General features: G+C 59.1%; 8 protein-coding genes. 2 read left to right on the top strand and 6 right to left on the bottom strand.

Annotated elements, in window-relative coordinates; all coding sequences use genetic code 11:
- Positions 1-696, top strand: coding sequence for a uracil-DNA glycosylase family protein (locus AC3IPM_RS11540; RefSeq protein WP_489299981.1), 696 nt, complete (start codon positions 1-3; stop codon positions 694-696).
- A 132-nt stretch (positions 697-828) separates the two neighbouring features.
- Here the strand turns inward: AC3IPM_RS11540 and AC3IPM_RS11535 are convergent, their stop codons facing one another.
- The gene (locus AC3IPM_RS11535; protein ID WP_489299980.1) at positions 829-1,725 is read right to left on the bottom strand and encodes a hypothetical protein; all 897 of its coding nucleotides are present in this window, start codon (positions 1,723-1,725) and stop codon (positions 829-831) included.
- A gap of 81 nt (positions 1,726-1,806) precedes the next feature.
- The gene (locus tag AC3IPM_RS11530) at positions 1,807-2,286 is read right to left on the bottom strand and encodes a hypothetical protein (RefSeq protein WP_489299979.1); all 480 of its coding nucleotides are present in this window, start codon (positions 2,284-2,286) and stop codon (positions 1,807-1,809) included.
- A 317-nt stretch (positions 2,287-2,603) separates the two neighbouring features.
- Here AC3IPM_RS11530 and AC3IPM_RS11525 point away from each other — a divergent pair, with 317 nt between their 5' ends.
- Positions 2,604-3,932, top strand: coding sequence for a hypothetical protein (locus AC3IPM_RS11525; RefSeq protein ID WP_489299978.1), 1,329 nt, complete (start codon positions 2,604-2,606; stop codon positions 3,930-3,932).
- Positions 3,933-4,130: 198 nt separating this feature from the next.
- On the opposite strand, the gene AC3IPM_RS11520 is transcribed toward AC3IPM_RS11525, so the two are convergent.
- The 4 genes from AC3IPM_RS11520 to traD form a co-directional block, all read right to left on the bottom strand.
- Entirely contained in the window at positions 4,131-6,323 is a 2,193-nt protein-coding gene (locus tag AC3IPM_RS11520) for a DEAD/DEAH box helicase (protein WP_489299977.1), read from the bottom strand.
- Between the two features lie 4 nt (positions 6,324-6,327).
- Complete coding sequence (locus AC3IPM_RS11515; protein ID WP_489299976.1) at positions 6,328-7,626, bottom strand: ATP-binding protein; 1,299 nt, start codon at positions 7,624-7,626, stop codon at positions 6,328-6,330.
- Entirely contained in the window at positions 7,623-9,728 is a 2,106-nt protein-coding gene (locus AC3IPM_RS11510) for a tellurite resistance TerB family protein (protein WP_489299975.1), read from the bottom strand. Before AC3IPM_RS11510 ends, AC3IPM_RS11515 begins: the two co-directional genes overlap by 4 nt.
- 1,654 nt (positions 9,729-11,382) lie before the next feature.
- The gene (gene traD, locus AC3IPM_RS11505; RefSeq protein ID WP_489304115.1) at positions 11,383-11,664 is read right to left on the bottom strand and encodes a conjugal transfer protein TraD; all 282 of its coding nucleotides are present in this window, start codon (positions 11,662-11,664) and stop codon (positions 11,383-11,385) included.
- Positions 11,665-11,811 lie beyond the last annotated feature (147 nt).

The raw sequence follows: 11,811 nt of genomic DNA, 5'->3' as shown, positions 1-11,811 counted from the left end.
ATGATCGATCCATTCGCGCTGCAAGAAGAGGCCTGGCCTGAATCTGTTGCCTTTCTGCCGTACGTAGGAAAGCACTACATGGCTGGTCTTCGAGGACGCCGTGTGCTTCTTTTGGGGGAGTCGCACTACCGTTGCGACGGCTCGACTGATGACCCTACGGTCACTCGTGGATTCACCCGCAACACCTTCAATGACATGGCAACATGTCAGCGGAAAGGCGGCGGAAAGTTCTTCGATGAGTTGGATCGCATCGTCGCTTGCCAGGAGTTGCCTCCTGCTGAGATGGCGGCTGATGCCTGGAGACACGTAAGCTTTTTGAATCTCTCACAGGTCTTCGCCGGGTCGCATGCGGGTCACAGGCCTCGCAACGAGCAGTTGCGCGTAGGTGGAGACGTGTTGGTGAAGACGGTACTTCCCATCTTGCGTCCTAACGTCATTCTTGTGCTCGGCCGGACTGCATGGCGCCAGTTCCGCCATGGTGAGGTCGCACAGCGTATTCCTGTTTTTCATGCCGCGCGTGTCAATCAAGGCGCTCGCAAGCGCCGCTACGTAGAAGAACGCGAAGTATGGAGATTGAAGTACGAAGGCGGGGCGGCGTGGATGACTTGGGTTTACCACCCGTCCTGGAACGTCGACCACTGGGAAGATCGAGCAGGCGCGTTGCGGCACTTGCTCGAATTATCTGTCCAGGCGTAGGAGGAGAGAGTCGGCAAGCTCTTCGCCCCGATTGAGACTCGGGTCAGCCTTGCCAGCGCAGCATATGGCTCCAATGGTTGCGGACGGCATTACGAGGCCTTTCGAATGCTGTGGTGGTGCCTGCTGGTCAGGTCAGTTTGGCGTTCGAGGTATCCACTCGGGTTCCCCTGGCGTAGCGTTCAGTGCCGCTATCAGCGCTTCGACTTCGCCGCCGCTGAGATCGAGGGAAAGCGGGGCTAGGCCAAGCGCCGCCTCTAGCTTGGGACCATGCGAACCGGTCGAATCTCCTACCACCACAGGGACAAGTGGCAATAGGGCGGGCAGTGCCATGACTGCGGTCTCAGCATCCTTAAAAGTCAACCAATGGGTTCCATCGATCCCGCAACCATTACTAACAACCCTCACAAACGGAACGGTCCTCCCATCTAGGTGCACTGTGGTTGGTGACCTCTTGTCTCCAATCTCCTTCAGGTAGGCTTCGCTGAGGTGACGCAACGCAATGGACTCGGCGCCGCCGGATGTGTAGATGAGGTAATGGATCCAGTCAAATTCGCTCAGATCTGTTTGAGCCAATTGTTGCGGAGTAGGCCCACTCGGCGGCGCTGGTAAAAGCTGAGAAGCCTCGTCTATTGTGAGTGGGGCAAGAGTCGCCAAACGCTTTGCTGTTTCAGTCAGAACGATCATCTGCGACCGGCGGTCCTTGGCGCCAGGCGTTTTTCGCTTCTGGGGTACTCGATTTGCGTCGAACACCCAGCCTCCATCTTTGAGTTCGCCACGCTTAGCCTGAAATATCGCGAGGCGCGCTCCGCCGCTTTCGAGCAGGGTCAGAAGTGCGAAATCGGCGCCACTGCCTGCTTCGGTTTCATCCTGCTCCTTTGATTGGTACTTGCTGTAAGAGCCCCACCAGCACTTCGTGGGCATGACGTCTAAATGAGCAGAGACAAGACTGAGCAGGGTGTTGGAGCTCAGCAGGGATCCAAGCAGCGTGCCGGTGAGCGTTTCCTCATGCTCGCGCTGGGACTTGCTCATTGACGAAATGAGCGCTGTGGCTAGCTCAAGTGAAGCATGGAGAATATTTGGCACAGCCGTCTCCCAGGAAGGATGCCGCCATTATCCTTCTGCTGAGCGGCTCCCGCCAACCTGTCTGTCTAGCTCCCAAAGCACGAGCCAGAGGGGCCTATAGCTCTGGTCGCTGGCGAGCAGTTCTCTAATCTGTATCTTCCAGTCTGGAGGCAGCTTGTCAGTGTTCCACCCTGGCGCCCTACTAACAATGGGCTCCAATCTGGGTGAAAGCACTCCTTGGCCCCATTGTCCAAGTTCTGCGGCAAGCGCCACCTTATCTGCGTGATTGGAGTTCCTCCAAAGGCTCTGAATCTCCTTACTTACGAAATCTTCGTAGATCCGTTCGGCTGCGTAATCCATCCACTCAGCCCAGAGCAGGAGCCTGGTTCTGAAGGTGCGGCCATCCAGTGGCATTCCATCGCCACTGATCTTCCAATCCCCTAGGCCAAACTTGGGGTCTGTTTGCTCGATGGTGTAGCCCAAATAGGTGAAGTAGCGGACGGTGTATCGAATGGATGGGGCGCGCATAGTGATCTCCGGCCGGCAGACCATATGGCGATATCAGAGGATGTCAAGCCGTTTGCCGGCGCCCTTTTGGTGGCAAGGGGGTTTGATCCTGGGTGGACCGTGTGCTGGGCAGAGGTTGGCCACTTTGAGCCAATTGATTCTTCGAGCCAGGTTCAATCGTCATAGTGATAGAAGCTGAATGCGCCTGCCTAACCAAGCTACGGGCACCTGGCCGAGTGGCTTCTGGCCAGTATCTCCTTTCGAGTTGGCATCATGACGCCGGCTTGCGCCTGAGGCGGCATCTGCCCCTACAATGCGCTGAAGACGGGGGGCTATCTATGGATGAGCAGGTCGAAGCGGCGTGTAGTGCGTTAGATGAATTTGCATCCGCGGTGGAGCGGACGTTTAGTGGGGTGACCAACCCCCTTCAACAGCAGATTGGTTGGATGGCGCCTGCGCTGACGCCCCAAGAAGTTGCCGCTGTTCCGGCACGTATGGCTCAGCGGATTAGGGATGCCGATCTTAGCTTCGATTCCAGTGATGGTGACGAGCAAGATCAAGCGGACTTGATCGCCAGCCTTCCGGCCCAGCTCAGCATGCTTACTGGGAATTTGGGCAATCTAACGAGCGGTAACATAGGTCAGGGAGGTTGGGCGTATTTTGAGACGTTCAATCAGTGGGAGCGCACTCTGTTCCCAAATGGGGCTTGGGCCGAGCCGGACCCAGAGACGCTGCCGGGTAGGTTGCGGCGTCAACTGAAGCTAACCAGGAAGGCATTGGATGCCATTGTTGTGGATCGAGAGGCCCTCGAAGCCCAGTTGGCCGAAATCAAGCAGGGCGCACAGCTGATCGGCGACCTTCCGGTCGATGCTGAAATGATTGCAAATGCACGCAAGGACGTTGCCGCAGCACATCAGTCTGCAGTTGAAGCTGCGTCGAAGTCTAAGGTTGCAGCAGATGATGCTGCGTCGTCTTTCACTCGGATGGAGGCATTGGAGGTCGAGGCCAAAAAGGTGCTGGACGGGATCGAGGCCGTGTATCGCGCCACGACCAGCCATGCGCTCGCTGAGGCTTTCAATAGCCGGGCAAACGCCCTCCGGGTATCGGTCAGATGGTGGGTTGGGCTTTTGATCGGCGCACTCGGCGCCGGTGCCTATCTTGGCTACCTGAGAGTCCAAGCAATCTCCGAACTGACGAAGGACCCGACGGCCCAGCAGTTCATGTCATTGCTTTGGGTTCAAGTCGCCCTTGGGACGCTTTCCCTTGCTGCGCCGCTGTGGGTAGCGTGGCTGGCGACCCGTCAGATAGCTCAGCGATTCCGTCTAGCCGAGGACTATTCATTTAAAGCATCCTTGGCGACAGCCTACGAGGGCTATCGGCGCGAGGCTTCACGTATCGACCCAGACTTTGAAAAAGACCTATTTGGGTCTGCGCTTCGCCACCTTGATCAAGAGCCGTTGCGTTTCATGGCGGAGACTGACCACGGGAGCCCCTATGCCGAATTCTTTGCGTCGCCAATGTTTCGCGACGCCCTAAGGAAGGTTCCGAACCTGTCTGAAGACCTCAAGGACGTAGTCCTCAAGGCTGTCAGGCGAACTGAAAGGCCTGGCAGGTTTAGGCCAAAGGATCCGCCTACCGGGAGTCGGGGCACGGATGATGATCAGTGATATGACAAGTTGAAGGGTCAGAAATATCGACTTTTCAGCCGGCGAGCTCGTCCGCCCCACGATGGGGCGGAGGAGCTGGGAGGGAACTCCGTAGGTTCTTTCACGCGCCCAAAGCGCCACCCGCAAATCCCGTTTCGGGCATTCTTCTACTGAGCCCTCCACACTTTAGGTGGCTGGACGGGCCTTTGAGGTTGCGCCTCAATGTTCGGCCTGACTGACAGTCTGATATGCCCTCAGCCAGTCCAAGCCCTCAGCTACATCCAAGCGCATCGAAGCGTAAGAGTGCATGAGAAGGCGCGGGGGCAGCAGGCCATCCCATTTTTGGCTGGCCAGGTTCTTAGCCTTGACGAGAAGCTCCTCACTCCTTGGGGCGGGTTGTGAAGCAATTACTGCCATCGCTTTCAGCAGATGGCTGCGGGTCTGTGAGCCTTTGGTGACCTCGACACCGAGCCTGCCGGCCTGAGCGTTGAAGTCTCTCGCGCCGAGGAGGCACGCAATGGCTTCGTTGGCAGCGTCCCCAGCCCATGTGAGGAGGAGGAAATGGCTTCCTTGGTCCAGTAGGACGTTCTCGTCGAGCCCTAGGTGCTCATAGGCGCTCTTGCCTTCCTCCAAGAAGCGGCTCGCCGTAGCGTCCAGAAATGTTGGACGTAGTTCACCGCGATAGAGCGAACGCATCATCTGACGTATACGGGTATGCACACGCCCTCCGCTTCCGTTAAAGATCGGGGGGCTTCCACCTTTGGCTGCCAGGACGTAGATCGTCTTCTGTGCCTCATCGACTTGCTCCACTAGCCAGGTGCGTCCACCAAAGAGGATGCGCTGGCCGGCCGCGAGCATTTGCGTGATTGGTAAGGTTCCCAGAGTTTTTCCCGCCGCCACAATGCGGAATTCTTCATCAGCCATGAAAGCTGCATAGAAGGAGTAGTGATTGACGAGCTTGTCGCCGAGCGGCCCGTGGAGGAGCAAGCCAGAGCTGTCCTGGGTGAGCACATCCTGCTTTCCAAGATGGCGCAGGAGTTCTACGAAGGATTCGCTTGAAAGCCCTTGGAACGGTGCGCCGGACGCACACAGCAGCTGATACGCTTGGGGAGCGTGCAGCCCGCCATACTGGGCGATTGCAGACAAAAGCTGCTGCACCAGTGTCGACAGATGAGCGCCGCCGGCGACGGGTGGTTCGAACCACTTGTCGATGAGGAGCAATGCAGAAGCGATGGATTGAACCGTGTCCAGCCTTAGGCGGGTCTTCAGGTCGGAGTTGGAGTCGATCGCATCTTCGATGACGTATCCGCGGAGGATGACCGGCTCGCCTTTGCGCCGCCCTGATCGGCCCATGCGCTGCCGGAGGCTGGCGACGGAAGGGGGCGTCCCAATCTGAGCCACGTTCTTTACGGCGCCTATGTCGATCCCCAGTTCCAGCGTATTCGTGCAGATCGCGGTTGCTGGGCGCTCCTTCTGCTTCAGCGCGGCTTCCGTGTCTGAGCGAATCTCCTTGGAAAGATTGCCGTGGTGCGGCCAGAACTCCCGCAAGCGATTGGCCTGCTCGCTGATCTCGTTCAGTAGGTGGGTGTAGCGCTCTACCTCGCGCCTGCTGTTGGGAAAAATCAGATTGTTCGTGCCGCAAAGCACCTCATGAAGATGCTTGGCAACGGCTAGCGGCGCCACTTCTTCGTGCTTGGCATCTTGGGGGGCAGGAGGCTCTTCAAACCCCTTGAGTATCAGCTGGAGTTCGTTGTTGCCCGACGGGGCATCGACGATTGTGGCCCTGCCGTCCGAACGGAGGAAGGTCGCCGCGGCTTGCATGTCTCCCAGAGTTGCCGATAGCCCAATCCGAGGCACTCTCCGCCCCAGGACGACCTCCATGCGATGCATGAGCGACTGAAGTTGTTTTCCTCGCTCACTTCCGATGAATGCATGGAGCTCATCGACAATAACGAAGGCTGCTCCCTTGAAGATTCCTGCCACAGACGTGCCGCGATTGCACAGCATCGCTTCCAGGGATTCCGGGGTGATCAGCAAGACGCCCGTTGGCTTCCTGAAGAAGCGCTGCTTTGTAGTTGAGCCGATGTCTCCGTGCCATGGCCAAACGGGGATATCCAGATCTTCGCATAGGCGATCCAGTCGCCCGAACTGGTCATTGATCAGTGCTTTGAGGGGACTGATGTAGACGATCAGCCCATCTGTATCGCCGTTCAAAAGGAGGGTCAGGGCCGGAAGGAACGCTGCTTCGGTCTTTCCTGATGCTGTGCTGGCTGCGATGACGACATCGTGGTCTGCCGGTAGGATGACCGGGATGGCCATTTCCTGCACCTCCCGCAGCGCCTCCCATTGCTCCGCCCACAGGTAGCGTTGGATGCCGGGATGAAGCGAATGGAACGCGCTGGAGGTGCTCATGTGTTCACAGCTTGAAAGAGGTCAGTTCGTCATCTTCGACCACATCAAGGTCGCCCTGGCCGCCAAGGTCAGGCTTGACCTCGACCGCGCCGATCAAGGACTGCCAGTCGGTGCCAGGATTTTGCTCAAGCACCGCAAGCAGATTGATGAAGGCAGTGATGGTGGTCCGAGGGGTGCGGAAGAAGCTATCGCCGATGCGGTTGGCGCAATGCTCCATGAACTGATGAACGGCCTCGTCAGGAAGGAGATACTTGGCCTGGCCGCCGCCGGCGTAGACATGGCGGATCTTGGTCAATAGAACGTAGAAGTCTTCTGCAGTAAGGCTGGAGAGGCGGACCACAGGTCCGCTGAAGTCGACCAAGCCGTTTGTTGCAAAGGTGTTCTGTGCGAGTCGGCTTTGCAGTGCTTGGTAGCTGTAGACGCCGCGGCGGGTGTCCATAAGGAAATCGGGTGTCCCGCCAAGAACGAAGCCCAAACCAACCGCCGTTCCCTGGAGCGAGTCGTTGAGCATGCGCAGGAGCTGCTCGTAGTTGGAGTTTCGTGCCTGAGCGTTGGCCAGCTTGTACAGGTTGACCAGCTCATCCAGGCATACGAGCAGCCCGCTATAGCCTGCGAGGTGGATGAACCTGCCCATGAGCTTGAGCTGGTCATAGACGGACGCGTCGTCAACGATTGTGCGCACGCCGAGCGCGGCCTTGGCATCCGTACGGGTCGTGAACTCACCACGAAGCCACCGGATGGCATCGGATTTCAGCTGTTCATTGCCTTCCTCGAACCCGCGCCAGTAAGCCGCGATGACGTCCGCAAAATCGTAGCCGTTGACCAGCTCCGTCAGTTGTTCCAGCTTGGCGCGGATGACTTGTTCGGTAGGGACGTCTTTTGCCTTGGATTCGGACTTTGCGGTGGCAATGAACTTCTCAACCACTGCGGGCAACGCACCGCCTTCGGGCTTGGTTCGAGTCGCCAGGTTCCGCATCAGTTCCGCATACAGCGAACGTGCTTGCCCTCCTGATGCGTGAAGCCTGCGATCCGGGTTCAGGTCCGCGCTGGCTACGACGAGCTTTCGCTCCATGGCAATGGCGCGAACCAGGTTGAGGAAGAACGTCTTGCCGGAGCCGTACTCTCCGATCACCAAGCGGAAGGAAGACCCACCATCGGCGAGCCGGTCGATGTCGCCGACCAGGGTCTCGACCTCGCGGGCGCGGCCAACTTGAATCAGGTGCTGTCCTGAGCGGGGGACAACGCCAGCGCGAAGAGACTGGACGACCGCGTCGCGGTCTTTAGTTCGAATAGGGTTACTCATTGCTCGATCTTCTCAATGAACTCGGGATTGACCTCCAACGGATCGTCCCCGTCGGAGAAGGGAATGTCGTAGGCGTCGAAGGAAGCATCATTGATCTGCTCCAGCGCACCATCAAGCATCAACTCAAGGTCTGCCGCACCGTCCTCGAGCTCGGCACGCGTCCAGCTCGGGCGAGAAAGCATCAGCCGGAGCAATGCGCTGTGAGACTCATCCAGGCCAAGTAGGCCGTTGCTGACCTCAGGCGTTTCCTCCAGAGATGCAGAAGGAGCATCTTCGTGGCTGGAGTTGGGCTCGTCCTCCGTGAAGATGTTCGCAAGGAGGGCGGACACCTTGGCCGTGTCGCGCTGCAGCGCGGCGATGCGCTCGGGATCCAGCTGGAACGAGGCGGACTGAGTGGACTGGGACTGGGTTTTGCCCGGCCTCGGCGCATGGATGTCGCTGAAGACCCGCTTGGGTTCGACACCCAACGCCTTGTAGACCTTCTCCAGAAAGCGCACCTCCTCCGGCGAGACCATTCCGTCCACTTGGGCGAGAGTGGCCATGGAAGCTGCAATGGCCTCTTTGGTGGCACTGTCCAGCGGATCGAGCTTTTTTCGCAGTGATGGCAGGGCAATAGGCGACGCGGCAAGCAAGTCCAGATGAGCACGCAGTCGCCCGTGATCTGCCACGCTAAGGTGAGACCAGCCGTCGATCTCTAGGGAGAGATGCGCCAGCTCCTGCGCGCTGAAGGAGCCGTCTGACTGGGCAACCGCCGAGGCGAGCTGCAAGGTAAGGATGGCTGTTTGATACGCCGCGGCATCTGTTTTGTGCGACTGACCCGGTAGGAGCGCAAAGATCACGATCGGATCGGCTTCAGAGGGTGCACGTGCTCCCTCCAAGACATTTGGCTCCATCCCGACATCCATGCTTTCCAATACCCGGGCTAGATCGCGAACCCTTTCCCTGCCGAGAGGGCCGAGGCTTGGGCCGAACCGAGCGCTCAGCTCTTCCAACTGGATCGTCATGTTGCCTGCTTGGACGTCCTCTGCAATTGAACGGAGGGTGCTCCTTTGGCTCTCAGGCCAAATGCTGGGCGGCAGCAAAAGCAGCGCTTCCAGCGCATCCTTTGAACCGGAAGATCTGCCAACCAATCGGCTGTAGGGGCCGAGCTCGTCGGTACACTGCTGAACAACCTCGAGCAGGCCCTTCAGTGGGGCACGAAGGGCCGTGACGTCAGGAACGTCTCCGAACGTCTTGGGCTTGAGGGAGGCGCCATACAGGGCGGGCGAAGCTGGTTGCCGTGCGAACTTCAGCTTGGTGCGGTTCTTAGGAAGCACCATGCCGCTGCCAAACAGCTCGTGATACCGCTCTACAAACAGGCGTTCGAACTCATCGGCGCACCGGACTGCCGCGGTTCGCAGCGAAACCTCCGGATTTAGCCGAATCCAGGCCAGAGCCAGGGGAGCAGGGATGGGCGCCCGGTCAAGCGAACACTGGCCCAGCGCCAAGCGGACGTAGAAGGGGAGCTCGTAGGAGCGATCAAACGGGGGAATTGGTTTTGAGTAGAGCTTCTCCTCGACCGAATCCAGCTCCATCCAGTCCAGCAAGCTGTTGGTGTATCCACGGATAGGACCGTAGATCTCTCCATAGGCGGAGCCTAGCTTTCTGAGGGCCTGCTTGATAGCTGGCCAGTCCTTTCTCGACTCTGGGTCGGTTACCGAGTCGAGCAGGACGCGGCGCTCCAGGCCGAAGAAGTAGAGGCGGACATAGTTGATTGAGCAATTGCTGTCGCTTCGGTCCGATGCCAACCAGGTCAGGTAGGCCCGCCGCTCGCTGGGCGACAGCTGAGCGTAGGCCAGCCAGTAGTTGGTGGAGCCCCTGTAATCGCCATATGGAGCGACGGCCAAGACGCTGTTGACAAGGCTGGGCTCGGTGTCGCCATTGGGGGAGTCGAGCTTGACGCCCGTGTAGAAGAGGCCGCCTCGAATGGCTACGCCCCCGATCTCGACCGTCTCATCGACGCCTAGCCATCGGGTCTTCGCCCAGCCTTCGGGCGGGCGAGGGACGGTGAACTCCTTTGACGGAGTGTCAGAAGCGATGACGACGCGATGCAGTTCTTCCATTCCGGTAGCGGGCCCCGTTGCTGACGGTAATGGTGGAGGGACAGCGCTGGCGATGGCAGGCGGCGCCTGCTGACCTTGAGACGGTCCGCGATCATCGTGAGCGCTGGTCCTCAGTTCCGTTTCAACTTGGGTGGGGTCTCTGTAGGAAGCTCCGTGCTCGGCAATATGTGCTTTCACTTCCTTCAAGTTTCCGGGCCGGCTTGCGCCAGTCGCCCGGGCCCCATGGGCCGTCAAAGCTGCTGCGAGCCTTTGAGCTACGTCTGATGCTGTGGGAATTTGGACCTGCACCTGTTCCGTAAAGGTCGGGGCAGCCTTTCCTGCAGCAGAGCGCTCGGCTACGGCCTTCATTGCCTCTGCAAGATTTCCAGCTTTACGGGGGGCGGAATCAGTGGAGGTCTCCAGGCTCAGGTTGCTTGGCTCTAGCTGTGAGACCGAGAAGTCCGGGCCTAGGTCGTGCCCATCGGTCATGGCAAGGGCGGCACTGGTAAGAACCACCGGGGGAGTCCCCGCGTCTGGAGGCGAAAGGGCCATTTCAATTGTGCTTGGCCCCCCGGTCGCCGACCCGTGCGAAACCGGTCCGGGCACTTGGTACGGTGATCCACCCGAGCCTGAAGAGTGGGAGGTCGGCGGGCCAGAAGCTCTCAATGGCCTGACAGGAGCAATAGCTGCCTCGTCGCGGATGGGCGTCGGCCGCCTGACTGGCTCCTTGGGCATCGCCTTGGGTGCTGAGGATTGGATGAGCTCTGCAAGCGTGGGTTCTGACACCGGTGCTGTGGCTGGGGCGACCCTCCTCTCAGCCCGCCATCTGAGCCAGACCCATAGGGCAAAACCTATAAGTGTGGCGATGCCGAGACCGATCCAAATCTCTTTTGGAATCAGCCAAATAATGACCAATACACCGACGATCCAGCCGGCGGCGGATTGCTTCCTTTTTCTCGCCACGTGGCCCCCTGCCTACGGCGCTTCCTTGACGCCCATAGTAACGCCAGAGGCAGGGCCGATGCCCGGCTTACGTTGCAGGGTAAAGCCGGCTGGGCAGCCTCATCTCCATCGCCTCAGGTCCGAGAGGCGATACTTGGGAGGTCGCTGAATGCGCGCTCAGGCGCTTCACGGAGCCGGACCGAAAACTCTATAGGGACGGATTTGACTCGGGAAGCCCCCGACCTAGTTTGCGAATCCCGCGCTCCATCGATTTGGGCTCATGCGGAAAACATGTAGGATTTCCGCTGGTTGGCGTCCCGGTACCTCCGTGGACGTTGCGGTAAAGTAGTCTGGGACACAAGTCGACGAAGTGCTGCTCAAGGAGGATGCAATGGGAAGGCGGAGAGGAATACCAGGCTTTTCTTGGAAACGAGCAAGCGGCTTGTCAGCCGCAAAATCCAAGTTGTCCAGACAGATCGGTGTGCCGCTGACGCGAGCGGCACGCCAGCGAAAAATGGGGAAGGCCTTGGGTTGCTGCGTGCCCGCAGCTTTTCTCCTGCTCGGGGGATTGGGATCAGCGGTGGGCCTCGGGAAGGTCGTATTAGCTTGGGCCATATAGGAAATCCCTGGCCGGGTCCGGACTCAGTCAGTCCATAGGAAACGTAGAGAGAAGTGATCGAAAGGCTGGCCGTCCAGTTTTTTGGCAGCCAGCACTCGGATCAAATCGAACGCTTCAATGTGGAGAGATGGAATCCTGCAGCTTCGCTTTACCGACGACGCGGGCATCCTTTCGGATCTCATCATCGATGCGGCTCTGCTGGTGGATCAAAAGCGCGCCCAAGAGTTCTGCGTCATCCAGTGTTTCTGCAGCAGCCAAGTAGACCAGCGCTGCGACACGGCGGCGGCGGCGCGCTTCTTCCTGACGCTGGGCTTGCTTGGCTTTGCTCGCTTGGCGTTGTGATGCCAACAGCTCGCGCGCCTGAAGCTGGGCGAGCCGCTCCGTGGCCCTCTGGATGCGCTCATGGTATTGATTGGTTGGCCTGCGCGCCGGCTTCCAGGCCGCGGCAGCGTGCCAACAGCAGCCCGCCGCACAGGTGTTGCAAGCGTTGATGCGCGACTACGTGTTGCTGCATGCGCCGCCCGCGCCAGCTGGCGAATCCAT

It is taken from the genome of Stenotrophomonas sp. GL_111, from assembly GCF_057835245.1.
This window is presented reverse-complemented; position numbering and strand designations above follow the sequence as displayed.